The following is a 24,143-nucleotide window of genomic DNA, read 5'->3' as shown; positions in this document are numbered from 1 at the left end:
CCGGGGGGTGGCCGGGGCCGGCGGGCGGGGCACGCCATGGAGAACGCGGAAGCCCCGGCGCAGTTGCGCAGGGCGGGCGACGACTACACGACAGTATGAATCTCGGACCGGAAGACGCCGTTCCGCTGACGCCCGGTGGCCCCGCCCGATAGTCGTCTCAGCCGCTCAGACCGTGTCGTACGGCCCAGAGGGCGGCCTGCGTACGGTCCGCGAGGTCGAGCTTCATCAGGATGTTCGACACATGTGTCTTGACCGTCTTCTCCGAGACCACGAGCGCGCGGGCGATCTCCCGGTTCGAGCGGCCGTCGGCGATCAGCGCCAGCACCTCGCGCTCGCGCTCGGTCAGCGTCGTTCCCCGGCCCTGCGCGGGGCCGCCGCCCGCCTCCGGAGCCAGCAGCGCCCCGGCGACGTCCTGCTGCAGCAGCACGTGCCCGGCGTGCACCGAGCGGATCGCCTTGGCCAGCGCCTCGGGGTCGACGTCCTTGTAGACGTAGCCCGCGGCGCCCGCGCGCAGCGCGGGCACGACGGTGCGCTGCTCGGTGAAGCTGGTGATGACCAGCACGCGCGCCGCGCTGCCGGACTCGCGGATGCGGCGCAGCGCCTCGATACCGTCGGTGCCGGGCATCTTCACGTCCATGAGCACCACGTCCGGCGCCAGCTCGGCGGTACGGACCACGCCCTCCTCGCCGTCGGCGGCCTCGCCGACGACCTCGATGTCGTCCTGCACCTCCAGGAAGGTGCGCAGCCCGCGCCGTACGACCTGGTGGTCGTCGACCAGCAGCACCCGGATCCGGCCGGGTACGTCCGTGTCGTCCGGTCCTGCGGGCCGCTGCTTCTCGCCGGTCTCAGCCACCGGGCACCTCCATCTCGATCACGGTGCCCTGCCCGGGCGCCGACTGGATGGTCAGGGCACCGCCGACGCCGGCGGCGCGGTCGCGCATGGACACCAGGCCCAGGTGGCGGCCGGCGGAGCGGACGGTGTCCGGGTCGAAGCCCCGGCCGTCGTCGCGCACCTGCAGCCGGGCGCCGCGGCCGTGCCGGGTGAGCGCGACCTCGACCACCTCGGCGTCGGCGTGCCGCAGCGCGTTGTGCAGTGCTTCCTGCGCGACCCGTAGCAGCGCCTCCTCCTGTGCCGCGGGCAGGGCGCGCACGTGCGCGGAGGTGAAGGTGACGCGGGCGCGGTGGGCCCGGTCGAGCACCTGCACCTGGGTCGCCAGGGTGGCCACCAGGCCGTCGTCGTCCAGGGCCGCGGGGCGCAGCTCGACGACGGCGGCGCGCAGCTCGTCGGCGGCGTCCGCGGCGAGCCGCGCCACCTGCTGCAGCTCGCCCTTGGCGCGGGAGGGGTCGCGGTCGACGAGGGCGGCGGCCGCCTGCGCGGTCAGGCGCAGCGAGAAGAGCTTCTGGGAGACGGCGTCGTGCAGCTCGTGTGCGATACGGGCGCGCTCGCCGGCGATGGTCAGCTCGCGGCTGCGCTCGTAGAGGCGGGCGTTGGTCAGCGCGATGGCGGCGTGGTCGGCGAGGGTACGCAGCAGGGCCTCGTCCTCGGCGCCGAAGCGGCAGCCGTCGGGGCCCGGCAGGTCGTCCGGCTCGCACTGCTTGTTGGCGAGGAAGAGCGCGCCGAGGACTTCCTCGCCGTCGGCGATGGGGACGCCGACGAAGTCCCGCAGCCGCGGGTGGGCGCTGGGCCAGCCGCCGAAGCGGGGGTCCTTGCGTACGTCGCCCAGGCGCACCGGCTTCCCGTCCTCCAGCAGCGCGGCGAGGATGCCGTGCTGGCGGGGCAGCGGGCCGATGGCCTTCCACTGCGCGTCGCTGACGCCGTCGACGACGAACTGGGCGAAGCCGCCGTGGTCGTCCGGCACGCCCAGGGCCGCGTACTCGGCCTGGAGCAGCTCGCGCGCGGACGCCGTGATCGTCTGGAGCACGTCGCGGACCTGCACCTGCCTGCTCATGGCGAGCAGTGCGCGGCTGACCGCTTCGAGTCCGGCGACCGGTCCTGGGGCGGGTGTGGACATGCCGATCACGCTACCCGCCGCGCCGATCCACGTGATCCAGCCGCGGTCCCGACCCGTCTCGGCCCCCGGTCCTAGGCCGCTGTGCCGACCCGCGGGACCCCCCGGGTGTGCGCCGCGCCCCGAGAGGGCAGCGGCCGCCGCGGGCGGCCCCCGGGTACGGACGGCGACGGGCGGGACCCCCGGTGGGGGGTGCCGCCCGTCCGCGGTGCCGGGGTGCGCTCAGCGCATGACCTCCGGCTCGTGCTTGCGCAGCAGCCGCGCGACGATGAAGCCGCAGATCACGCCCATGGTGAGCAGCACGCCGATGTTCAGCACGTACGTGCCCGCCGTGTGCTCCCACAGCGCGTCCGTCTCACCGCTGTCCCAGGGCAGCAGCACGTTCAGGTCGGCCGTCGAGCCCATCGCGGCCACAGCCCAGCGCGAGGGCATCAGCCAGGCGAGCTGCTCCACGCCCGGGGTGCCGTGCAACTGGAACAGCACGCCGGTGAAGACCACCTGCACGATCGCGAACATCACCAGCAGCGGCATGGTCATCTCGGAGGTCTTCACCAGCGCCGAGATGATCAGGCCGACCATCATCGAGGTCAGACCCAGCGTGGTCACGCCGATCGCCAGCTCCACCGCCGGCAGGTCGGACAGGATCACGCCCTCCTCGGGCAGCTTGCTGCGGCTGAGGACGCCGATGGCGCTGATGACCGCGCCCTGGAAGATCGTGATGACGCCGAGGACGAGCACCTTGGACATCACGTACGCGGAGCGGGAGAGGCCGACCGCCCGTTCCCTCTCGTAGATCACCCGTTCCTTGATCAGCTCACGCACGGAGTTCGCGGCGCCGGAGAAACAGGCGCCGACCGCGAGGATGAGCAGGATCGTGCCCGCGGCCCTGTTGATCAGGTGGATCTTCGCCGGGCCGTAGCCGAGGCCGAACTCGGCGGGGATGACCATGCTGACGACGCCGAGGACCACCGGCAGGGCGATGGTGAGGGCGATGAAGACGCCGTCGGAGGCGAGGACGGACACGTACCGTCTCACCAGCGTCCAGAGCTGTGGTCCCCAGCCCTGCGGCTTGGACGGGCGGAGCATCTGCGGCGGCTGCATCGCGACGGGCTGCGGGGCGACCGCGTCGATGTCGGCCGCGTACATCTGGTAGTGCTGGGAGCCCTGCCAGCGGCCCTTCCAGTCGTACTCGCGGTAGTTCTCGAAGGCGGAGAAGACGTCGGCCCAGCTCTCGTAGCCGAAGAAGTTCAGCGCCTCCTCGGGCGGGCCGAAGTACGCCACGCCGCCGCCCGGCGCCATGACCAGGAGCCGGTCGCAGAGCGCGAGTTCGGCGACGGAGTGGGTGACGACCAGGACCGTGCGGCCGTCGTCGGCCAGGCCGCGCAGCAACTGCATGACGTCGCGGTCCATGCCCGGGTCGAGGCCCGAGGTGGGCTCGTCCAGGAAGATCAGCGACGGCTTGGTGAGCAGCTCCAGGGCCACCGAGACGCGCTTGCGCTGGCCGCCGGAGAGGGAGCTGATCCGCTTCTCCTTGTGGATGTCGAGCTTCAGCTCGCGCAGCACCTCGTCCACGCGGGCGGCGCGCTCGGCCTCGGCGGTGTCGCCGGGGAACCGGAGCTTGGCGGCGTAGCGCAGGGCGCGGGTGACGGTGAGCTGGGTGTGCAGGATGTCGTCCTGCGGCACCAGGCCGATGCGGTGGCGCAGCTCGGCGAACTGCTTGTACAGGTTCCGGTTGTCGTAGAGGACCTCGCCGACGTCGGCGGGGCGGTAGCCCGTCAGCGCCTTGAGGAGCGTGGACTTGCCGGATCCGGACGGGCCGATGACGGCGATCAGGCTCTTCTCGGGGACGCCGAAGGAGACGTTGTCCAGGATGACCTTGCCGCCGTCGACCTTCACGGTCAGGTGGCGGGCCGAGAAGCTGACCTCACCGGTGTCGACGAACTCCTCCAGCCGGTCCCCGACCAGCCGGAAGGTGGAGTGACCGATGCCGATGATGTCGTCGGGGCCGATGGGCCGCCGGCCACGCTGCGGGAGTTGTTCACCGTTGACGTACGTGCCGTTGTGGCTGCCGAGGTCGACGATCTCGGAGCGGCCGTCGGGCGTGGACCTGAACTCCGCGTGATGGCGGGAGACCTGCAGGTCGGAGACGACCAGCTCGTTCTCCAGCGCACGGCCGATGCGGGTGACGCGGCCCAGCGAGAGCTGGTGGAACGTCGTGGGGCTGCGGTCGCCGTAGACCGACGGCCCGCCGGAGCCGCCGCCGGGGCCCGCGCCGGCGGGCGGGCGCTGCGGCGCGGAGTGCTGCTGCTGCTGCGGTACGTACGGCTGCTGCTGGGGCGGCATGCCGGCCGGTGCCCCCTGGAACGGGGGGCCCTGGGGCGGCGGGCCCTGCGGCGGACCTCCCCAGGCGCCGGGCGCCTGCTGCGGCGGCGCGGCCTGCTGCGCGCCGGGCGGCGGCTGGGCCATCGCGGTCTGCGCGCTGTACACGTCAGGGGGGGCCGCGCCGGCCGGCGCGGAGAGCCGCAACTGCGGCCCGTCGGTGGCGTTGCCGAGATACACGACCGAGCCGGGGCCGATCTCGATCTGGTGGACCCGCTGGCCCTCCACGTACGAGCCGTTGGTACTGCCGACGTCCTCGAGCAGCCAGCTACGGCCGCCCCACCGCAGGCTGGCGTGCCGCCAGGAAACCCTGGCGTCCTCCAGCACCACGTCCCCCTGCGGATCCCGCCCGACGCGATACGCCCGCGCCGGGTCGAGGGTCCATGTCTGTCCGTTCAGTTCAAGTACGAGTTCAGGCACTCCATGCCCCACAAAGTTGTCCCCCGAGGTGCCCCATGCACGGCACCTGACTTCAACAGGCCCGTAAGGAGTCTAGGGATGGCGAACATCCTGAGGAACTATTTCAGTAACAGTCGCTTCACGAAAACGCGGGTCGGACAGGAAGGCGGACTTTCGCCTTCCACTTCTCCCCGCTCCCGGGCGATTCGCGCATGTTGAGGGCACTTGATCACTCACGGACGGTGCCGGCGCGCATACGCGGGCGAGGAGATCCGGGAATTGCGCCCGGAGGGGGAAACGGCAATCGCGGCGGCGAGCCGGGCGCCGCATCCGGCCGGCGGTGCCGCCGCATCCGGCGCGGGCGGGGCGCACGCCGGCGTACGGACCTGTCCGGGCGCCGCGGACGGCCCCGGCCCGTACCGTCGGGCGGAGGCCGCCGACCGCCGGCCACACCGCCGAACCCGCACGCCGGAGAGCCCTCGGACCCCGGTCTCCCCGGCCCCCGAACGCCGCCCCCGGCGACCGCGCGGACCCTCCGCGCGGCCCCGGCCCGCGACGCCCCCCGAGGCCCCTCCCCCGTCCGTTCGGCCGCCCGCAACCGCACGTATCCCTCGCCGCAACCTCCCAGCCCAGCGGCCCCGCCGCCGCCCGCCGCAAACCGACCCGCCCCGCCGCCCGCGGGCCGCACCGCGATACCGTGGTCGCATCATGACCACCGCCGCCCGCACGCTTCTTGTCAAGATCTTCGGCCGCGACCGCGCCGGCCTCACCGCCGGCCTCTTCGACACCCTCGCCGCCTACGGGGTCGAGGTCATCGACATCGAGCAGATCGTCACCCGCGGCCGCATCACGCTGTGCGCCCTGGTCACGCCCCCGATCGGTGCCACCGAGGGCGAGCTGCGCGCGACGATCCACTCCTGGGCCGGCTCGATGCGCCTGGAGGCGGAGATAATCTCCGGCACCGGCGACAACGAGCCGCGCGCTCCCGGCCGCTCCCACGTGACCGTGCTCGGGCAGCCGCTGACAGCCGAGTCGACCGCCGGCATCGCCGCCGCGATCACCGGCACCGACGCCAACATCGACCGCATCTTCCGGCTCGCGAAGTACCCCGTGACCGCCGTCGAGTTCGAGGTCTCCGGCGCCGCCACCGAGGAACTGCGCACCGCGCTGGCCATAGCAGCCGCCCGCCTCGGTGTGGACGTCGCCGTCGTGGCGTCCGGGCTGCAGCGCCGGGCGCAGCGGCTGGTGGTGATGGACGTCGACTCCACCCTCATCCAGGACGAGGTCATCGAGCTGTTCGCCGCGCACGCCGGCTGCGAGGCCGAGGTCGCGGAGGTGACCGCCGCCGCGATGCGCGGCGAGCTGGACTTCGAGCAGTCCCTGCACGCCCGGGTGGCGCTGCTGGCGGGGCTGGAGGAGTCGGTGGTGGACAAGGTGCGCGAGGAGGTCCGCCTGACGCCCGGCGCGCGCACCCTGATCCGTACGCTCAAGCGGCTCGGCTACCAGGTGGGCGTCGTCTCCGGCGGCTTCACGCAGATCACCGACGACCTGAAGGACCGCCTCGGGCTTGACTTCGCCGCCGCGAACACCCTGGAGATCGTCGACGGCAAGCTCACGGGGCGGATCACCGGCCCGGTCGTGGACCGGGCGGGCAAGGCCCGGCTGCTGAGCGGCTTCGCCGCGGAGGCGGGCGTGCCGCTGGCGCAGACGGTGGCGATCGGGGACGGCGCGAACGACCTCGACATGCTCAACGCGGCAGGGCTGGGGGTGGCTTTCAACGCCAAGCCGCTGGTACGGGAGGCCGCGCACGCGGCGGTGAACGTGCCGTTCCTCGACACCGTGCTCTATCTGCTGGGCATCACGCGCGACGAGGTGGAGGCGGCGGATACGACCGGGTGATGCGGTCGCCGAGGTCGCGCAGGAAGTCCGCCAGCTCCGGCGGCTCGCGCACCTCGAAGTCCACGCCGAGCAGCGCGATCCGCACGGCCAGCCAGTCGAGCGCGTCGCCGCCGGTGACCAGGGTGCAGCGGCCGGCCCCGTCGGCCTCCAGCAGTCCGGCACCGCGCGGGAGGCGGCGTACGGCCTCGTCGAGGGGTACGTGCAGGGTGACGACGGCGCGGTAGCGGCCCCGGTGTCCTGCGATGGACTCGGCGACGAAGGCGGCGGCGTCGGGGGCGGGCAGCTCGCGCGGAGGGTGGCGGACGCCGGTGGGCTGCGGGTCGTCGATCCGGTCGAGGCGGAAGCTGCGCCAGTCGGCGCGGTCACGGTCGTACGCGACGAGATACCACCGCTGCCCGGTGCTGACGAGGCGGTACGGCTCGACGTGCCGGCGGATGCCGCCGCCGGGCCCGGTACGGCCCGTGCCCGGCGGCTCGTCGCCGGGCACGGCGGCCGGTCGCGGGGCGCGGGCCCCGGCGCCCGCCTCACGCGCGCGTACGCGGCCCGCCTCACCGCCTGCCGGCTCGTCTCCCCGACCCGCCGAGCCCGCACGCTTGCCCCGGTAGCCAAACCGCAGCCCCTCCCCCCTGCTGCTCGCCGCGGCCAGCGCCGCCAGCACCTCCGCGGCCACCGGCGCCCCGGCCGCCGCCACCGCGCCCGCCGGGCTCACGGTCAGCGGCACCGTGGCCCGCTGCAGCGCAGAGACCCGGCGGCGCAGCCGCGCGGGGAGCACCTGCTCCAGCTTGGCGAGGGCCCGTACGGACGTCTCCTCGATCCCCTCGACGCCCCCGGCGGCCACGGCGCGCAGCCCGGCGGCGACGGCGACCGCCTCGTCGTCGTCGAGCAGCAGCGGCGGCATCGCGGTGCCCGCGGCGAGCCGGTAGCCGCCGACGGCGCCGACGGTGGCGGCCACGGGGTAGCCCAGCGCGCGCAGCCGGTCGACGTCGCGGCGCACGGTGCGCACGCTGACGCCGAGGCGCCGGGCCAGTTCCGGGCCGCTGTGCTCGCGCCCGCTCTGCAGCACGGACAGCAGCGTGAGCAGCCGCGCGGGGGTGTCGCTCATCCCCCGATCATGACCGGGAAGGCGGACATGTTCCGGCCTCCTTCGCCCGTAGCGTCGGGGTCATGGCACCTCGGCACGTCATCCGTATCACCGGAGCCCGCGAGCACCACCTCAAGAACGTCTCCCTCGACATCCCCCGCGACAAGATCACCGTCTTCACCGGGGTGTCGGGTTCCGGCAAGTCCTCCCTGGTCTTCGACACGCTCGCGGTGGAGTCGCAGCGCCAGCTCGGCGAGACCTTCGGCTGGTTCCTGCGCAACCGGCTGCCGCGGCACGAACGCCCGCGGGCCGACGGGCCGGCGAACCTGACGCCCGCCGTGGTCGTCGACCAGCGGCCGCTCGGCGGCGGCGCCCGCTCCACCGTCGGCACCGCGACCGATGTCCACGCCGTCCTGCGCGTGCTGTTCTCCCGCTGCGCCACGCCGTCCGCCGGCGAGTCGAGCGCGTACTCGTTCAACGATCCGCGCGGGATGTGCCCCGGCTGCGACGGGCTCGGCAAGGCGGTCCGCCTCGACCTCGACCGCTTCCCGGACCGGTCGCGGTCGCTGAACGAGGGCGCGATCCGCTTCGCGCCGTTCGGCGTCGGCTCGGTGTGGTGGCAGACATACGCCGAGTCGGGCCTGTTCGACCCCGACCTGCCGCTGGCACGCTATGGCGCGCGGGAGTGGGAGCTGCTCCTGCACGGCAAGGGGTTCCGGGTGCCGCGCCGGGTGAAGAGCACCGGCGCGGACGGACGGAACGCGTACGAGGGCCTGGTCGAGCGCTTCGGACGGCTGTACCTCAGGCGGGACGTCGCCGCGCTCTCCGGCCGGATCCGGGACGAGGTGCTGCGCGTCGTCACCGACCTGGCGTTCATGGACCCGGTCAGCAGGCGCTGCGAGGCGTGCGGTGGGCGGCGGTTCGGGGACGAGGCGCTGGCCCACGCGGTACGGGGCCGCTCCATCGCCGACGTGCTGGAGATGACGGCGGGCGAGGCCGGGGACTTCCTCGCGGCCGGCGGCACCGAGGAGGCGCGGATCGCGCACCTGCTGGCCCCGCTGGCCGAGGTGGGGCTCGGCTACGCCGCCCTCGGCCAGTCCGTCGCCTCGCTGTCCGGCGGCGAGCGCCAGCGGCTCAAGCTCGCCGCCCGGCTGCGGCTGCCGGGCGCCGTGTACGTCTTCGACGAGCCGAGCGCCGGGCTGCACATGGCCGACGTCGAGGGGCTGATCGCGCTGCTGCACCGGCTGGTGGACGCGGGCGGCACGGTGGTCGTGGTCGAGCACGACCGGGAGGTCGTCAAGCACGCGGACTGGGTCGTCGACCTGGGGCCCGGTGGCGGGCGGGACGGCGGGCGGGTGCTGTTCGAGGGCACCCCGGCGGAGCTGGCCCGCACGGCGGGGTCGGCGACGGCGGAGTATCTGCGCCGGGATCTCGCGGGCTGAGCGGGAGGGCCGGGAGGTCTGGAGGGCCGGAAGCGCGGGGGGCGGGGCCCCGGGCAGGGTGCGCGGGCCCGCACGGGGCGGGCCCGCGCGGGCCGGCGGCCGGAGTCACTGCTGGTGCGGCGTCCAGAACTCGGTGAGCCGGCCCACGCCGTGCTCCACGCCCTTCCAGGAGCCGGCGAACTCCACCACGGCCACGCCCGAGGTCGGGAAGCCGCGGCTGAGCCTGCTCAGCGTGTCGCCCTCGGCGGAGCCCGCCAGGGCGTCGGCGAGGCCGTGCATGCCGGGGTTGTGGCCGACGACCAGCAGCGTGGAGACGTCGTCGGGGACCTCGTTCAGCACCTGGATCAGCTCCCCGAGGGATGCCTCGTACAGCCGCTCCTCATACACCGTCCGGGGGCGGCGGGGGAGCTTGCCCACGACGAGTTTCCAGGTCTCGCGGGTGCGTTTGGCGCTGGAGCAGAGGGTCAGGTCCGGGTCGACGTCGTGGGCCGCGAGGAAGTCCCCGGCGGCGGGCGCGTCGGCGCGGCCGCGCTCGGCGAGCGGGCGCTCGTGGTCGGAGTCCTGGGCCCATTCGGCCTTGGCGTGTCGGAGAAGGACGATGCTGCGGGGCGTTCCTGCGCTCATAAGCTCAGCTTCGCACGAAACCGGCCGCGGGGTCCGGGCAGTTCGCAGGGTCTCCCGCCAGGAGTGACGGGCGGCCGGGCGGGAGGTCAGAGCAGCCGCAGGGCGAAGAGCGCGGTGAAGGCCATGACGGGCAGGGCGACGGACCACCACGGCAGCCAGCGCTGCGCCGCCGGCGGTGCGGGCTGGGTGTGGGCACCGGCTGACATCTTCGCCTCCGTGGGGTTGCCTGACGTCCCGAGTCCTTCGTACTGCTTCGAACCTACGGACCCGGGGCCGCCCGCCCCATCCGGTGACCCACCCAGTTCCCCCTGACCCTGGCCCCCTAGGGGAGGGTGGGGCTAGCCCCACCCCCGGGCGCCCGGCGGCGCCCCCGCGCGGGGCGGCGGGGCGGGGATGCGAGACTGGCCGTATGCCCGTGCTCGACCCGAATCCCCAGAACGGGCAGCGCAAGCTGCTCTACGTGCTCGGCGCGATGCTCGCCATCACGGTGGTCATCGGCGTCATCGCCACGATCGCCTCGCCCTGAGCCGCGCGAGCGCTGCCGTTGCAACTGTCGCCGACGCCGGCGGGCCGTGCAGCCGTCAGAGCTCGTCCTCGACCACGCGGTCGCGGCCGGCGACGATCCCCACCGCCACCTGGGCGACCATGAACGCCGCGAGCACCGCCAGCGGCACGGTCCAGCCGTCCGTGGCCCCGTACAGCGCGCCGACGGCCAGCGGGCCCGGGATGGAGATCAGATAGCCGGTGCTCTGCGCGAAGGCGGAGAGCCGGACGAGGCCGGCGTGGCTGCGGGCCCGGGCCCCGAGCAGGGTGAGGACCAGCGGGAACGCGCAGTTGGACACGGCGAGCAGTAGCGCCCACACCCAGGCGCCGCCCGCCGGCGCCAGCCACAGCCCCGCGTAGCCGCCGAGGCCGCACACGCCGAGCACCACGACCAGCGGCCCCTGGTGGTGCAGCCGGGCCGCGATCCGCGGCAGCACGAAGGCCAGCGGGACGCCCATGCCCATGGCGAGGGCGAGCAGCAGCCCCGCCGTGGAGGCGGACACACCGGCGTCGCGGTAGATCTGCGGCAGCCAGCCGATGGTGACGTACGCGGCGGTGGCCTGGAGGCCGAAGAAGACGGCGAGCGCCCACGCGGTGGGGCTGGCGGTGATACGAACCGGCCGCGCAGGCTCCGCCGCCCCCTCGGCACCGTCGTCCACCGCGGGCGCCGCGGACCCGGCAGACCCGCCCGCCCCCGCGGGCTCCGCCGCCCCACGGCGCGAGCCGTGCGACAGCACCGCCCACGGCACCACCGCAACCGCCGCGACGGCGGCCCACACGCCGAGCCCCAGCCGCCAGCTGCCGCCCAGCGCCTCGCTCAACGGCACGGTGAGACCGGCGGCGGAGGCCGTACCGAGGGCCAGGCCCATCGAGTAGAGCCCGGTCATCGACCCGACGCGGTCCGGGAACCAGCGTTTGACGATGACGGGGATCAGGACGTTGCCCACGGCGATGCCGCCGAGCGCAAGCGCGCTGGCGGCCAGGAACGCGGGGGTGTTGCCGAACAGCGGGCGCAGCGCCAGACCGCCGGCGATCGCGACGAGCCCGCCGGCGACGACGGCCACGGGGCCGAAGCGGCGGGCGAAGCGGGGCGCGAGGCTGCCGAAGACCGCGAAACAGAGCGCCGGCATGGAGGTGAGCAGCCCGGCGACCGTACCGCTCATGCCGATGTCGGTGCGCACGTCCTCCAGTACCGAGCCGAACGAGGCTATCGCGGGCCGCAGGTTGATCGCCGCGAGCAGCAGCGCGGGGATCATCAGCCGCAGCAGCCATGGCGTCACCCGCGGCGCGGAGGACGACCCGGAGGCTGATCCCGGCCCGGTGACCTGCACGTCTCGGGTCGGCTGCCCCGGTGCCCCGGCGGGTTTGGTGAGGATGCTGCGGCGCGACATGGAGACCATCATAGAATCATTGGATGAATGGTTGTCCACTCCTCAGTCCGAGCACGGGAGAGACATGGCACTGACGTCGCCGCGCAGGTCGAGCCTCACCGACCAGGTGATCGCCCAGTTGCGCACGCAGATCACGGCGGGCGAGTGGCCGGTCGGCAGCCGCATCCCCACCGAGCCGGAGCTGGTGGAGCAACTCGGCGTCGCGCGGAACACCGTCCGCGAGGCGGTGCGGGCGCTCGCGAACAACGGCCTGCTCGACATCCGGCAGGGCTCCGGCACGTACGTCGCCGCCACGAGCGAGCTGGCGGGCGTCATGCAGCGCCGGTTCGCCGGGACCCCGCCGGGGGACGTCGCGGAGCTGCGCAGCGCGCTGGAGGCGCAGGCGGCACGGCTGGCGGCGGTGCGCCGTACGGAGGCGGACATGGCGCAGTTGGAGCTGCTGCTGCGACGCCGCGAGGAGGCGTGGGAGTCGGGCGAGGCGGCGGCCTTCGTCGACGCGGACGCGACGCTGCACCTGGCGGTGGCGACGGCGTCGCACAACGAGGTGCTGACCGCGATCTACGCGGACCTGGGCGAGGTCGTCCGCACGACACTGCGCTCCAAGGTGGGCGACGTCCTGCTGCCGGCGGAGCATCTGGACCACGCCCGGATGGTGTCGGCGATCCGCGCCGGCGACGCCGAAACGGCGGCGGCGGAAGCAGCCGCCCACGCCTACGGCTGCATGCCGGAACCGGCCCTCGGCGCCTGACGGGGCGCGGCCCGGTCAGCCGTCCGGCACGTCCCGTATCGGCTCGTGGGTGACCCAGGCGCGGGTGACGCCGAACCAGCAGCGGTCGGTCATCTCGCCGCTCTCCGCGGGGTCGAGGCGCATCCGCATGCCGTCCACGTCCGGGTCCCACCACCGGGCGCACTCGATGTGCAGTTGGACGGCGTCGGTGTAGGGGCCGGCGTTGTAGCAGCGGGCGGTGACGGTCGAGCCGGTGACCGTGGTGCGGCACTCGGCCTTCGTCGGGCCGCCGCGGTCGTCTGCGCCGGGGCCGTCCGCGGCGTCCGCGGGGCCTGCCGTCAGCAGCACCGGCACGGCGACGGCGGCGACCGCCGCGCCCAGGAGCGTACGGGGACGTGCGAAGGCCCGGGTGCGGTGGCCGGAACGACGCGGGCCCTCACGCACCACGAAACCTCCTCGGCCGTACGGCGACGCCGCACACGAGCGTCGCTGCTGCACCACAAGGGGACGGTACCTGCCCCTCCAGCGTGCGCCGCCGCCCCGCCCGCGGCCCACCGGCGTACGCCGAACGGGCGACCCCGTGCGGGGGCCGCCCGTCCGCCCCGCAGAGCGTGTGACAGCCGGTGCCGGCCGTACGCGTCGAGCCGTGAGGGAACCGGGCGCCCCCGGCTACGCGCCCATGATGTGCACGCCGCCGTCGACGTGCACGATCTCGCCCGTCGTCTTGGGGAACCAGTCCGACAGCAGCGCCACGACGCCGCGCCCCGCCGGCTCCGGGTCCGCCATGTCCCACTCCAGCGGCGAGCGCGTGTTCCACACGTCCGCCAGGTCCGAGAAGCCGGGGATGGACTTGGCCGCCATCGAGCCGATCGGCCCGGCCGAGACCAGGTTGCAGCGGACGTTCTCCTTGCCCAGGTCGCGGGCCAGGTAGCGGCTGGTGGCCTCCAGCGCCGCCTTCGCCGGGCCCATCCAGTCGTACTGCGGCCAGGCGTACTGCGCGTCGAAGGTCATGCCGACCACGGACCCGCCGCCCTGCATCAGCGGCAGGCACGCCATCGTCAGCGACTTCAGCGAGAACGCCGAGACGTGCATGGCGGTGGCGACGGACTCGAAGGGCGTGTGCAGGAAGTTGCCGCCGAGCGCGTCGGGCGGGGCGAAGCCCACGGAGTGCACGAGGCCGTCGAGCCCGCCCAGCTCCTCGCGGACGATGCCCTCGATCCGCGCCAGGTGCTCGTCGTCGGTGACGTCGAGCTCGACGACCTTCGTCGGCTTGGGCAGCTTCTTCGCGATCCGCTCGGTCAGCGTGGGCCGCGGGAACGCGGTGAGGATGATCTCCGCACCCTGCTCCTGCGCCAGCTTCGCGGCGTGGAAGGCGATGGACGACTCCAGCAGCACGCCGGTGATGAGGACGCGCTTGCCGTCGAGGATTCCGCTCATGGTGCTCAGTGACCCATGCCCAATCCGCCGTCCACGGGGATGACGGCTCCGGTGATGTACGAGGCGTCGTCGGAGGCGAGGAACCGCACGGCGGCGGCGACGTCCTCCGGCCGCGCGTACCGGCCGAGCGGCACCTGCGCGGCGATCTCCGCCTGCCGCTCCGCCGAGAGCACCCGCGTCATGTCGGTCTCGACGAAGCCGGGCGCGACGACGTTGAAGGTGATGTTGCGCGAGCCCAGCTCGCGCGCCAGCGAGCGGGCGAAGCCGACGAGCGCCGCCTTCGAGGCGGCGTAGTTGGACTGGCCCGGGGAACCCATCAGGCCCACCACGGAGGAGATGAGCACCACGCGGCCCTTGCGGGCCCGCAGCATGCCGCGGTTGGCGCGCTTGACGACGCGGAAGGTGCCGGTGAGGTTGGTGTCCACGACGGAGGTGAAGTCCTCCTCGGACATCCGCATCAGCAACTGGTCCTTGGTGATACCGGCGTTGGCCACCAGCACCTCGACGTTGCCGTGCTCCTCCTCCACCTCCTTGTACGCCCGGTCGACCTGCTCGGTGTCGGTGATGTCGCACTTCACCGGCAGACAGCCCAGCTCCACCAGTGCCGCGGGCGGCTCGCCGGAGCGGTACGTGAACGCGACCTTGTCGCCCGCCTCGGCGAACGCGCGGGTGATGTCGAGGCCGATACCTCGGTTGCCTCCGGTGACCAGAACCGAGCGGCTCAAGGACCCATCCCTTCTCCCTGGTGGCTCCCGGACTTTCTCCAGGACGCCTCACCCGAGAAGCTATCGGTACGGGACGCGCCACGGGCATTCCGCCCCCCACACAGCCCCGCGGCGGACACTTGTGGGGTTCTGACATAAACCCGCTGGGCACCGGGCAGCCGCTCGGGCATGATCGGCCGGGGGCCGGGACGCGGCCTGCGGCACCACCACCCACCACCGACCGGAGGGCAGAACGTGAGCAAGTCGGTCCATTCCCTCGACGACGGGTTCCTCGCACTGCCGCTCGGCGCCCTCGCGGACGCCGCGCTCGCGCGGGCCCGGGCGCTGGGCGCCGAGCACGCCGACTTCCGCCTGGAGCGGGTGCGCAGCGCCGCCTGGCGGCTGAAGGACGCCAAGCTGGCGGGCTCCACGGACACCACCGACCTCGGGTACGCGGTGCGCGTGGTGCACGGCGGGGCGTGGGGCTTCGCGGCCGGGGTCGATCTGACGATGGACGCCGCCGCGCGGGTCGCCGCCCGGGCGGTGGCGATGGCGAAGCTGTCGGCGCGGGTCATCGCCGCGGCCGGGGCGGACGAGCGGGTCGAGCTGGCGCCGGAGCCGGTGCACGCGGAGCAGACGTGGATCTCCGCGTACGAGGTCAACCCCTTCGACGTACCGGACACGGACAAGACCGCGCTGCTGACCGAGTGGAGCGAACGGCTGCTCGGCGCGCCGGGCGTCTCGCACGTGGACGCCTCGCTGCTGGCGGTGCAGGAGAACAAGTTCTACGCCGACACCGCCGGCACCTCGACGACCCAGCAGCGGGTGCGGATGCACCCGGAGCTGACCGCCGTGACGGTCACCGACTCCGGCGACTTCGATTCGATGCGCACCCTCGCCCCGCCCGCGGGCCGCGGCTGGGAGTACGCGACCGGAACCGGCTGGGACTGGGACGCGGAGCTGGCGCAGATCCCCGGCTGGCTGGCCGAGAAGATGGCGGCGCCGAGCGTCGAGGCCGGCTCGTACGACCTGGTGGTCGACCCGTCGAACCTGTGGCTGACGATCCACGAGTCCGTCGGCCACGCCACCGAGCTGGACCGCGCCCTGGGCTACGAGGCCGCGTACGCGGGCACCTCCTTCGCCACGTTCGACCAGCTCGGCACGCTGCGCTACGGCTCCGGCCTGATGAACGTCACCGGCGACCGCACCGCCGAGCACGGGCTCGCCAGCATCGGCTACGACGACGAGGGCGTGCAGGCGCAGTCCTGGGACCTGGTCCGCGAGGGCGTGCTCGTCGGCTACCAGACGGACCGCCGCATCGCGAAGCTCACCGGCTTCGACCGCTCCAACGGCTGCGCCTACGCCGACTCCCCCGCCCGCGTGCCCGTCCAGCGCATGGCGAACGTCTCGCTGCAGCCGGCGCCCGAGGGGCCGACGACGGAGGAGCTGATCGGCGAGGTCGAGCGCGGCATCTACGTCGTCGGCGACCGCTCCTGGTCGATCGACATGCAGCGCTACAACTTCCAGTTCACGGGGCAACGCTTCTTCCGGATCGAGAACGGCCGGCTGGCGGGCCAGCTCAAGGACGTGGCGTACCAGGCGACGACCACCGACTTCTGGGGCTCGATGTCGGCGATCGGCGGCCCGCAGACGTATGTGCTGGGCGGCACGTTCAGTTGCGGCAAGGCCCAGCCGGGGCAGTCCGCGTCCGTCTCGCACGGCTGCCCGTCGGCGCTCTTCCGGAACGTCAACATCCTCAACACCACCCAGGAGGCCGGCCGATGACGCGGACGACCCGGACGAGCGCGCCTCACGAGACCGTCGAGCGGGCGCTGGAGCTGTCGCGCGCGGACGGCTGCGTGGTGATCGCCGACGAGGAGTCGAGCGCGAATCTGCGCTGGGCCGGCAACGCGCTGACGACGAACGGCGAGACCCGCGGCCGTACGCTCACGGTCATCGCCACCGTCGACGGCCGGGAGGGCACGGCCTCCGGCGTCGTCTCCCGCGCCGCGGTCACCGCGGACGACCTGGAGTCTCTGGTACGGGCCGCGGAGGCGGCCGCGCGCGAGAGCGGGCCGGCGGAGGACGCCCGTCCGCTGGTCGAGGGGGTGCCGCACTCGGCCGGCTTCGCCGAGCCGCCCGCGGAGACCTCCTCCGACGTGTTCGCCGCTTTCGCGCCGGCGCTCGGCGAGTCCTTCGCCCGCGCCCGGGCCGGCGGCCGGCAGCTCTACGGCTTCGCGAACCACACGCTGACCTCCACCTACCTGGGGACCTCCACCGGGCTGCGGCTGCGCCACGACCAGCCGACCGGCACGCTGGAGCTGAACGCCAAGTCCCCCGACCGGACGAAGTCCGCCTGGGCGGGCCGCTCGACCCGGGACTTCACCGACGTGGACCCCGCCGAGCTGGACGAGGAGCTGGCGCAGCGGCTGGCGTGGGCGGAGCGCACGGTGGAGCTGCCCGCCGGACGGTACGAGACGCTGCTGCCGCCGAGCGCGGTGGCGGACCTGCTGGTCTACATGTTCTGGTCGGCCTCCGGGCGCGACGCGCACGACGGCCGCACGGTGTTCAGCAAGCCGGGCGGCGGCACCCGCGTCGGCGAGAAGCTGGCCGAGCTGCCGCTGACGCTGCGCAGCGACCCGGCGGAACCGGGCCTGGAGTCGGCGCCGTTCGTCGTCGCGCACGCCTCCGGCAACGACTGGTCGGTCTTCGACAACGGGCTGCCGGTCGGGCCCACGGACTGGGTGCGCGAGGGCACGTTGCAGCACCTGCTGACCGGCCGCTTCACCGGGGACCTCACCGGCCTGCCCGTCACGCCCGAGGCGGACAACCTGGTGCTGGACGCGGGCGGGACGAAGTCGCTGGACGAGATGGTCGCGGATCTGGGGCACGACGGGCCCGCGCTGCTACTGACCTGCCTGTGGTACATCCGCGAGGTCGACCCGGCGACGCTGCTGCTGACCGGGCTGACCCGGGACGGCGTGTATCTGGTGGAGAACGGCGAGGTGACCGGGGCGGTGAACAACTTCCGCTTCAACGAGTCGCCCGTCGACCTGCTGGGGCGCGCGGCCGAGGCCGGGGCCACGGAGCGGACGCTGCCGCGGGAGTGGGGCGACTGGTTCACGCGGGCGGCGATGCCGCCGGTGCGGATCCCCGACTTCAACATGAGCTCGGTCAGCCAGGGCGTCTAGCCGCCATTACCCTCGTACGCAGCACTCCCGTACGCGGCCGCCCAGGCGGCGTCCGCGTACGGGACCCGGGATCGAGACCGAGGAGAGACGAGAGACGTGACGGACATCGTCGACGAGCTGCGGTGGCGCGGGCTGCTGGCCCTGTCCACCGACGAGGACGCACTGCGCAAGGCGCTCGCGGACGGTCCCGTCACCTTCTATTGCGGCTTCGACCCGACGGCGCCCAGCCTGCACGTCGGCCACCTGGTGCAGGTGCTGACCGTACGCCGGCTGCAGGAGGCCGGGCATCTGCCGCTGGCGCTGGTCGGCGGCGCGACCGGCCAGATCGGCGACCCCAAGCCGGACGCGGAGCGCACGCTCAACGATCCGGAGGTCGTCGCCCGCTGGGTGGAGCGGGTCCGCGCGCAGATCGAGCCGCTGCTCGACTTCGAGGGCCCGTACGCCGCCCGGATGGTCAACAACCTGGACTGGACCGCGGGGCTGTCCGCGATCGAGTTCCTGCGCGACATCGGGCGGCACTTCCGGGTGAACAAGATGGTCGCCAAAGAGGCCGTCGCCCGCCGGCTGGAGTCGGAAGAGGGCATCAGCTACACCGAGTTCAGCTACCAGATCCTGCAGAGCCTGGACTTCCTGGAGCTGTACCGGCGGCACGGCTGCACGCTGCAGACCGGCGGCAGCGACCAGTGGGGCAATCTCACTGCGGGCACCGACCTGATCCACCGGGTCGAGCCGGAGGCCGTGGTGCACGCGCTGGCGACGCCGTTGATGACGAAGGCCGACGGCACGAAGTTCGGCAAGACGGAGGGCGGCGCGGTCTGGCTCGACCCGGAGCTGACGACGCCGTACGCCTTTTATCAGTTCTGGCTGAATGTCGACGACCGGGACGTCTCCCGCTATCTGCGGATCCTCAGCTTCCGCAGCCGTGAGGAGCTGACCGAGCTGGAGAAGCAGACCGCGGAGCGGCCGCAGGCGCGGGCCGCGCAGCGGGCACTGGCGGAGGAGCTGACGACGCTGGTGCACGGCGCGGCGCAGTGCGCCGCGGTGATCGCCGCGTCGCGGGCGCTGTTCGGGCAGGGTGAGCTGGGCGAGCTGGACGAGGCGACGCTGCGCGCGGCGCTGGCCGAGGTGCCGCACGCGCGGGTCACGGAGCTGGGTCCGGTGGTGGAGCTGCTGGCCGAGGTGGGCCTGGCGCCGAGCCGGTCGGCGGCCCGCAGGACGGTCAAGGAGGGCGGGGCGTACGTGAACAACGTGAAGGTCGCCGCCGAGGACGCCGTGCCGGCCCCCGGGGACCTGCTCCACGGGCGCTGGCTGGTGCTGCGCCGAGGAAAGCGCAACCTGGCGGCGATCGAGCTGGCGCCCCCGCCGGCCGGCTGACCGGCCGGCCGACCTGGAGACGCGCAGCCTCCGCTAGCGGGGGCTGCGCGTCTTGTGGCCGCGCAGCTTCTCGTACACCGGGGTGCCCAGGGCCACGGCGCCCACGGCGCCGGCAAGTTGCAGGAGGTGCCGGATCCAGTCGACTCCCCTGGTGTCGCCCACCCCGATCCCCGAGGCCGCGGCGTTGCCGATGCTGGATCCGATGATGCCGAAAACGATGGTCAGCCAGATGGGGATGGGCTGCCTGCCGGGCAGGATGATCCGGGCGATGACGCCCAGGATCAGACCCAGGATGATGGCCCACAGCCAGCTCATGTCGCCTCCTCGTGCGGCGGGGTCCGCCTGCCGTGCCAGTTTCTTGTCGCGGCCCTGTGGGCGCATTCCGGCCAGGGCCGTTCGGGTTGTGGGGCGGTATGTCCCGCCCCCGCGTCGAGGGAGGCGTTTTCCCGGCGTATTTTGGGGACGTACCCGGTGCGAGGGGGTGGAGTGTGAAGCGGAAGCGCCACGGCGATGCCGACGTGTTCAGGATCACGGGCGCGCGGCAGAGTCTGGACGATGACGTACGCGGCCGGCAGCGGCGGTACGTGATCTCCATGGTGGTCCGGGCGGTCTCGGTGGTGGCCGCCGCGCTGCTCTGGAACGTCGAGCGGCACATCGCGGTGGTTGCGCTCATCCTCGGGATGTTCATCCCGTACTTCGCGGTGATCATCGCGAACGCGGGCCGCGAAAGCGTCCGTTCGCTGCCCTCGGCCTTCGTCGTCACCCCGCAGCGCAGAGTGATCGCCCCGCCGCCGCGGACCGTTCGGGAGCCCGACGCCCCTGGTGAACGGGCCCCCGCCGGGAACGAGTCGACGACCAGCGACAGCGCTCCGCCGCCCGTTTGATCACCAACAGTGCAAGCTCAGAAAAACCTCAAATCAAATATGCCCATCCGGTGCCGAGCGGCCCTCCTCGCGTGACATACTTCGTACGCGCTCCGCATCCCCCGTCGGAGCGACGGACCGACGCCGGGCGGCTCCCCCCGTGGCTGCCCGGCGTCGCCCATGTTCGGGGACGTAGGCTGGGGCCCCGTGAACACCGCTGATCCCGCTCTCATCTGCTCCGCCAAGGGCTGCCGTGCGCCCGCGGTGTGGGTGCTCGCCTGGAACAACCCGAAGCTGCACACGCCGGAGCGCCGCAAGACGTGGCTCGCGTGCGAGGAGCACCGCGAATACCTGAGCCGGTTCCTGGGCGTACGGGACTTCCTCAAGGAGGTCGTCACGCTGGCGGACTGGCAGGAGGCGGAGAAGAGCGCGGAGAAGGACGCCGGGGGCGAAAGCGGGCCGGACCCGGCCCGGGGCTGAGCGCCCGGCCGTACGCGGCAGGATCCCCGACTCCCCCGTGTCAGCCGCCGATCGCGGACATCGGCCGGTCCGGCTGGACGAACGACGGGTCGTCGAGCCCCGCGCCGGCCTTCTTGCCCCACATCGCCGCCCGCCACAGCCGCGCTATCTCCTCGTCCGGCGCGCCGGAGCGCAACGCGCCCCGCAGGTCGCTCTCCTCGCGCGCGAACAGGCAGTTGCGCACCTGACCGTCCGCGGTCAGCCGGGTGCGGTCGCAGTCCCGGCAGAAGGGCCGGGTGACGGAGGCGATGACGCCGACGCGGGCCGGGCCGCCGTCCACGAGCCAGCGCTCGGCGGGCGCGGAGCCGCGCGCCGCCTCGCCCTCGGGGGTCAGCGTGAAGCGCGTACGCAGCGAGGCGAGGATGTCTCCTGCGGTGATCATGCCGTCGCGCTGCCAGCCGTGCTGCGCATCGAGGGGCATCTGCTCGATGAACCGCAGCTCATAGCCCTCGGCGACGGCCCAGGCGAGCAGATCGGGGGCCTCGTCCTCGTTGAACCCGGACATCAGCACGCTGTTGACCTTCACGGGCTCCAGGCCGGCGGCCCGGGCGGCGGCGAGGCCGCGGAGCACGTCGCCGTGGCGCTTGCGGCGGGTCAGCCGCTGGAACACGTCGGCCCTGAGGGTGTCCAGCGAGACGTTCACCCGGTCGAGACCCGCGGCCCTGAGGGCCGCGGCCGTACGCTCCAGGCCGATGCCGTTGGTGGTCAGGGAGAGCGTGGGGCGGGGGGTGAGGGCGGCGCAGCGCTCGACGATGCCGGTGAGCCCGGGGCGCAGCAGCGGCTCGCCGCCGGTGAAGCGCACGTCGGTCACGCCGAATTCGGTGACCGCGAGGCGGACGAGGCGGACGATCTCGTCGTCGGTGAGCAGCTCGGGTTTGCCGAGCCACTGGAGTCCCTCCTCGGGCATGCAGTACGTGCACCGCAGGTTGCAGCGGTCGGTGAGCGAGACGCGCAGATCGGTGGCGACTCGCCCATAGGTGTCACGCAGCATGGAGAAGGCCCTCCCACGGCGGTACCTGACCCTTGGCAGCCTACGCCAGGCCACCGACAATCAACAGTTTGTTGAGGTCGCGGGGCGAAACGTTCCGCCGTACGCGCGTGAGGACTGGGCCGGATGCGCCTGGCGTGCTCGACACGCCAAAAGACACTGCAGGGCGATGTATTGATGGCCACGGGTGATCAGCGCTACGTTCGCTTGCCGTGTACCTGACCGCGGCAACTGTCCGCGGCGGATTCCTGACTGATGATCTGGAGATCCCATGACTCATCTCCGACCCCGCGGTCGGCGCCTGCTGGCAGTGCCTCTCGGGCTGACTCTCGCGGCGGCGCTCGGCCTCCTGCCGGGGGCGGCCTCCGCCGCGTCGGCCCCGGAGCCCGGCGGCAGCTCCGTGGCCGCGGCCGGCGAGAAGCTTTCGTACGTGGTCAACACGAGGACCGACGACAAGACGATCGCCCGGGTCGAGGACGCGATCGCCGACGCGGACGGCTCGGTGGTCGCCACGTACAAGAAGATCGGCGTGGTCGTCGCCCACTCCACCGACCCGGCCTTCGCGGCGGAGCTGCGGGAGGTGCGCGGCGTGCAGTCCGCGGGCGCGAGCCGTACCGCCCCGCTGACGCCCGGAGGGACGCTGGAGACCAGCGCGCCGGAGGTCTACAGGGGCGCCGCCAAGGCCCGTTCGCAGAACCCGGACGTCGAGCCGCTGGAGAACGAGCAGTGGGACCTGCCGGCGATCGGCGCCGACAAGGCGCACAAGATCTCCACCGGCAGCCGTGACGTCACCGTCGGCGTCATCGACACGGGCGTGGACGACCGGCACCCCGACCTCAAGCCCAACTTCTCCGCCGAGCAGTCCGCCAACTGCGTCGGCGGCGTCGCGGACACCAGCGAGGGCGCCTGGCGGCCGTACGACCCGGCGGGCGACTACCACGGCACCCACGTCGCCGGTGAGATCGCCGCCGCGCGCAACGGCGTCGGCGTGGCCGGCGTCGCGCCCGGCGTGCAGATCGCCTCGCTCAAGGTGAGCGAGCCCGAGACCGCGCTGTTCTACGCCGAGGCCGTCGTCTGCGCCTTCGTCTTCGCGGGCGACAACGGCATCGAGATCACCAACAACAGCTACTACGTGGACCCGTGGCTCTACAACTGCCTCGACGACCCCGACCAGCGGGCGATCGTCGAGGCGGTCAACCGCGCCTCGCTGTACGCGATGGGCAAGGGCACCCTGCACCTCGCCGCGGCCGGCAACTCCAACCACGACCTCGCCTCCGACGAGATCGTGGACGGCTCCAGCCCGAACGACACCACGCCCGGGGAGCGCACCATCGACCCGTCCGAGTGCTGGGACGTGCCGACCCAGCTCCCGGGCATCGTGACCGTCGCGGCGACCGGCGTGAACAAGGACAAGTCGTACTACAGCAGCTACGGCCAGAAGGTCGTCGACGTCGCCGCGCCCGGCGGTGACGGCTACCAGATCCCGGACACGCCGTCGAAGAACGGCCGCATCCTGTCGACGCTGCCGGAGAACAAGTACGGCTGGCTGCAGGGCACGTCGATGGCCACCCCGCACGCCGCGGGCGTGGCGGCGCTCATCAAGAGCAAGCACCCGCGGGTGTCGCCCACGGCGCTGCACACGATGATGAAGTCCCAGGCGGACAACCCGGGCTGCCCGGAGTTCTACGACCCGGACGGCAACGGGGTCGAGGACGCCACGTGCACCGGCAACAAGCGGACCAACGCCTTCTACGGCGCGGGGATCGTCGACGCCTACGACGCGGTACGGCAGTGAGGGCCCGCCGGTGACGTGACCCACCGGCGGCCACCGGGCCGGGCGGCGGTGCCTCAGGGCGCCGCGGCCCGGCCTTCGCCGTGTACGGGGCCGGGCCGCCGGCGGCGCAGCACGCCGTCCGCGAGGAGGTACTGGGCGGCCAGGTAGGTCGCCATCACCCAGAACCCGGCGGCGGGCGGCTGCGGCCGGCCGGCGAGGTCGGTGGCGATGAGGGTGTCGGAGAGCAGGAACAGCGCACCCCCCGCACCGGCCCGCGGCCCGAACCTGGCGGCGCCGAGCGCCATCACGGCGAGCAGCAGACTGTACGCGGCCACCGGCCCGCGCAGCCCGGGGTCGAGCCCCGGCCACAGCGCGCCGACACCGGCGGCCCACGCGGCCCCGTACGCGACGGCGAGCCACCGCTGCCGTACCCGGGGCAGCCGGGGCTCGCGCCGGAAGAGCGTCAGGTAGCACACGTGCCCGGCGGCGAACGCCCCCATTCCGGCCAGAAACGGCCCGTCCCCGCCCACCTGCAGCAGCACGTCCCCCGCCCACCCGAAACCCAGCCCGGCGACCAGCGCCCGCGGGGCGCCACGGGCGGCGGCGTAGCCGGCGAGCGCGGGCATGAGCAGCGGCTTCGTGCCGTCCACGAGCCAGCCGGCCCCGGCGAGGTGCCCGGCCAGATGCGCCGCGGAAGCCGCCGCGAACACCCCGGCCGCACCCCGCGCCACGGCCCCGCGGCCCACCCGGGGGCGCCGGCGGGGCCCGCGGGTCGGCACGGCGGCGGCTTCGGCCATGG

Annotated in this window: 22 protein-coding genes; 10 read left to right on the top strand and 12 right to left on the bottom strand. The window is 73.4% G+C overall.

Annotated features, from left to right (window positions below):
• Positions 1 to 157: 157 nt before the first annotated feature.
• From ABGA99_RS32140 to ABGA99_RS32130, 3 genes are all read right to left on the bottom strand, one after another.
• On the bottom strand, positions 158 to 853 hold the full coding sequence (locus ABGA99_RS32140; protein WP_347575717.1) for a response regulator transcription factor: 696 nt from the start codon (positions 851 to 853) through the stop codon (positions 158 to 160).
• The gene (locus tag ABGA99_RS32135; protein ID WP_347575716.1) at positions 846 to 2,012 is read right to left on the bottom strand and encodes a GAF domain-containing sensor histidine kinase; all 1,167 of its coding nucleotides are present in this window, start codon (positions 2,010 to 2,012) and stop codon (positions 846 to 848) included. Before ABGA99_RS32135 ends, ABGA99_RS32140 begins: the two co-directional genes overlap by 8 nt.
• A gap of 219 nt (positions 2,013 to 2,231) precedes the next feature.
• A complete protein-coding gene (locus ABGA99_RS32130; RefSeq protein WP_347575715.1) occupies positions 2,232 to 4,808 on the bottom strand; it encodes an FHA domain-containing protein in 2,577 nt (858 codons plus the stop codon).
• Positions 4,809 to 5,495: 687 nt separating this feature from the next.
• Here ABGA99_RS32130 and serB point away from each other — a divergent pair.
• Positions 5,496 to 6,686, top strand: a complete 1,191-nt coding sequence (gene serB, locus ABGA99_RS32125) for a phosphoserine phosphatase SerB (protein WP_347575714.1) — start codon at positions 5,496 to 5,498, stop codon at positions 6,684 to 6,686.
• On the opposite strand, the gene ABGA99_RS32120 is transcribed toward serB, so the two are convergent.
• On the bottom strand, positions 6,646 to 7,788 hold the full coding sequence (locus ABGA99_RS32120; RefSeq protein ID WP_347575713.1) for a WYL domain-containing protein: 1,143 nt from the start codon (positions 7,786 to 7,788) through the stop codon (positions 6,646 to 6,648). The two genes, serB and ABGA99_RS32120, sit on opposite strands and share 41 nt — an antisense overlap.
• A gap of 62 nt (positions 7,789 to 7,850) precedes the next feature.
• On the opposite strand from ABGA99_RS32120, the gene ABGA99_RS32115 reads away from it, so the two are divergent.
• Positions 7,851 to 9,209 carry a hypothetical protein gene (locus ABGA99_RS32115; protein WP_347575712.1) on the top strand — a complete coding sequence of 453 codons (1,359 nt, stop codon included), beginning with the start codon at positions 7,851 to 7,853 and terminating at the stop codon, positions 9,207 to 9,209.
• 105 nt (positions 9,210 to 9,314) lie between these two features.
• On the opposite strand, the gene ABGA99_RS32110 is transcribed toward ABGA99_RS32115, so the two are convergent.
• Positions 9,315 to 9,833, bottom strand: coding sequence for a histidine phosphatase family protein (locus ABGA99_RS32110; RefSeq protein ID WP_347575711.1), 519 nt, complete (start codon positions 9,831 to 9,833; stop codon positions 9,315 to 9,317).
• Positions 9,834 to 10,242: 409 nt separating this feature from the next.
• Between ABGA99_RS32110 and ABGA99_RS32105 the strand changes: the two genes are divergently transcribed.
• A complete protein-coding gene (locus tag ABGA99_RS32105) occupies positions 10,243 to 10,359 on the top strand; it encodes an SGM_5486 family transporter-associated protein (protein WP_018835810.1) in 117 nt (38 codons plus the stop codon).
• A 55-nt stretch (positions 10,360 to 10,414) separates the two neighbouring features.
• Here ABGA99_RS32105 and ABGA99_RS32100 read toward each other — a convergent pair whose 3' ends face one another.
• Positions 10,415 to 11,779, bottom strand: a complete 1,365-nt coding sequence (locus tag ABGA99_RS32100) for an MFS transporter (RefSeq protein WP_347575710.1) — start codon at positions 11,777 to 11,779, stop codon at positions 10,415 to 10,417.
• Between the two features lie 52 nt (positions 11,780 to 11,831).
• Here ABGA99_RS32100 and ABGA99_RS32095 point away from each other — a divergent pair, with 52 nt between their 5' ends.
• Positions 11,832 to 12,515 (top strand): FadR/GntR family transcriptional regulator, encoded by a 684-nt coding sequence (locus tag ABGA99_RS32095; protein WP_347575709.1) that lies wholly within the window; start codon positions 11,832 to 11,834, stop codon positions 12,513 to 12,515.
• A gap of 15 nt (positions 12,516 to 12,530) precedes the next feature.
• Here the strand turns inward: ABGA99_RS32095 and ABGA99_RS32090 are convergent, their stop codons facing one another.
• The 3 genes from ABGA99_RS32090 to fabG all read right to left on the bottom strand — a co-directional run bounded on the left by ABGA99_RS32090 (position 12,531) and on the right by fabG (position 14,656).
• Positions 12,531 to 12,941 carry a hypothetical protein gene (locus tag ABGA99_RS32090; protein WP_347575708.1) on the bottom strand — a complete coding sequence of 137 codons (411 nt, stop codon included), beginning with the start codon at positions 12,939 to 12,941 and terminating at the stop codon, positions 12,531 to 12,533.
• 222 nt (positions 12,942 to 13,163) lie between these two features.
• Entirely contained in the window at positions 13,164 to 13,931 is a 768-nt protein-coding gene (gene fabI, locus ABGA99_RS32085; protein WP_347575707.1) for an enoyl-ACP reductase FabI, read from the bottom strand.
• Positions 13,932 to 13,936: 5 nt separating this feature from the next.
• Positions 13,937 to 14,656: a 3-oxoacyl-[acyl-carrier-protein] reductase gene (fabG, locus tag ABGA99_RS32080; RefSeq protein WP_027772956.1), complete on the bottom strand. Its 720-nt coding sequence runs from the start codon at positions 14,654 to 14,656 to the stop codon at positions 13,937 to 13,939.
• A 234-nt stretch (positions 14,657 to 14,890) separates the two neighbouring features.
• On the opposite strand from fabG, the gene ABGA99_RS32075 reads away from it, so the two are divergent.
• The 3 genes from ABGA99_RS32075 to tyrS all read left to right on the top strand — a co-directional run bounded on the left by ABGA99_RS32075 (position 14,891) and on the right by tyrS (position 19,200).
• Positions 14,891 to 16,420: a TldD/PmbA family protein gene (locus ABGA99_RS32075; protein WP_347584013.1), complete on the top strand. Its 1,530-nt coding sequence runs from the start codon at positions 14,891 to 14,893 to the stop codon at positions 16,418 to 16,420.
• Positions 16,417 to 17,826 (top strand): metallopeptidase TldD-related protein, encoded by a 1,410-nt coding sequence (locus ABGA99_RS32070; RefSeq protein WP_347575705.1) that lies wholly within the window; start codon positions 16,417 to 16,419, stop codon positions 17,824 to 17,826. Before ABGA99_RS32075 ends, ABGA99_RS32070 begins: the two co-directional genes overlap by 4 nt.
• Positions 17,827 to 17,922: 96 nt before the next feature.
• Complete coding sequence (gene tyrS / locus ABGA99_RS32065; protein ID WP_347575704.1) at positions 17,923 to 19,200, top strand: tyrosine--tRNA ligase; 1,278 nt, start codon at positions 17,923 to 17,925, stop codon at positions 19,198 to 19,200.
• Between the two features lie 33 nt (positions 19,201 to 19,233).
• Here the strand turns inward: tyrS and ABGA99_RS32060 are convergent, their stop codons facing one another.
• Positions 19,234 to 19,515 (bottom strand): GlsB/YeaQ/YmgE family stress response membrane protein, encoded by a 282-nt coding sequence (locus tag ABGA99_RS32060; RefSeq protein ID WP_347575703.1) that lies wholly within the window; start codon positions 19,513 to 19,515, stop codon positions 19,234 to 19,236.
• Positions 19,516 to 19,688: 173 nt separating this feature from the next.
• Here ABGA99_RS32060 and ABGA99_RS32055 point away from each other — a divergent pair, with 173 nt between their 5' ends.
• The gene (locus ABGA99_RS32055; protein ID WP_347575702.1) at positions 19,689 to 20,084 is read left to right on the top strand and encodes a DUF3099 domain-containing protein; all 396 of its coding nucleotides are present in this window, start codon (positions 19,689 to 19,691) and stop codon (positions 20,082 to 20,084) included.
• A 159-nt stretch (positions 20,085 to 20,243) separates the two neighbouring features.
• The gene (locus tag ABGA99_RS32050) at positions 20,244 to 20,543 is read left to right on the top strand and encodes a hypothetical protein (protein ID WP_347575701.1); all 300 of its coding nucleotides are present in this window, start codon (positions 20,244 to 20,246) and stop codon (positions 20,541 to 20,543) included.
• 40 nt (positions 20,544 to 20,583) lie between these two features.
• Here the strand turns inward: ABGA99_RS32050 and moaA are convergent, their stop codons facing one another.
• On the bottom strand, positions 20,584 to 21,573 hold the full coding sequence (gene moaA / locus ABGA99_RS32045; RefSeq protein ID WP_347575700.1) for a GTP 3',8-cyclase MoaA: 990 nt from the start codon (positions 21,571 to 21,573) through the stop codon (positions 20,584 to 20,586).
• A gap of 268 nt (positions 21,574 to 21,841) precedes the next feature.
• Here moaA and ABGA99_RS32040 point away from each other — a divergent pair, with 268 nt between their 5' ends.
• A complete protein-coding gene (locus ABGA99_RS32040) occupies positions 21,842 to 23,365 on the top strand; it encodes a S8 family serine peptidase (RefSeq protein ID WP_347575699.1) in 1,524 nt (507 codons plus the stop codon).
• Positions 23,366 to 23,418: 53 nt separating this feature from the next.
• Here ABGA99_RS32040 and ABGA99_RS32035 read toward each other — a convergent pair whose 3' ends face one another.
• Positions 23,419 to 24,141 (bottom strand): lysoplasmalogenase, encoded by a 723-nt coding sequence (locus ABGA99_RS32035; protein WP_347575698.1) that lies wholly within the window; start codon positions 24,139 to 24,141, stop codon positions 23,419 to 23,421.
• Between the last annotated feature and the right edge of the window lie 2 nt (positions 24,142 to 24,143).

This window comes from Streptomyces sp. B5E4 (assembly GCF_039871555.1).
GTDB lineage: Bacteria > Actinomycetota > Actinomycetes > Streptomycetales > Streptomycetaceae > Streptomyces.
The sequence above is the reverse complement of the archived record's forward strand: the minus strand, read 5'-3'. Positions and strand labels throughout refer to the sequence as shown.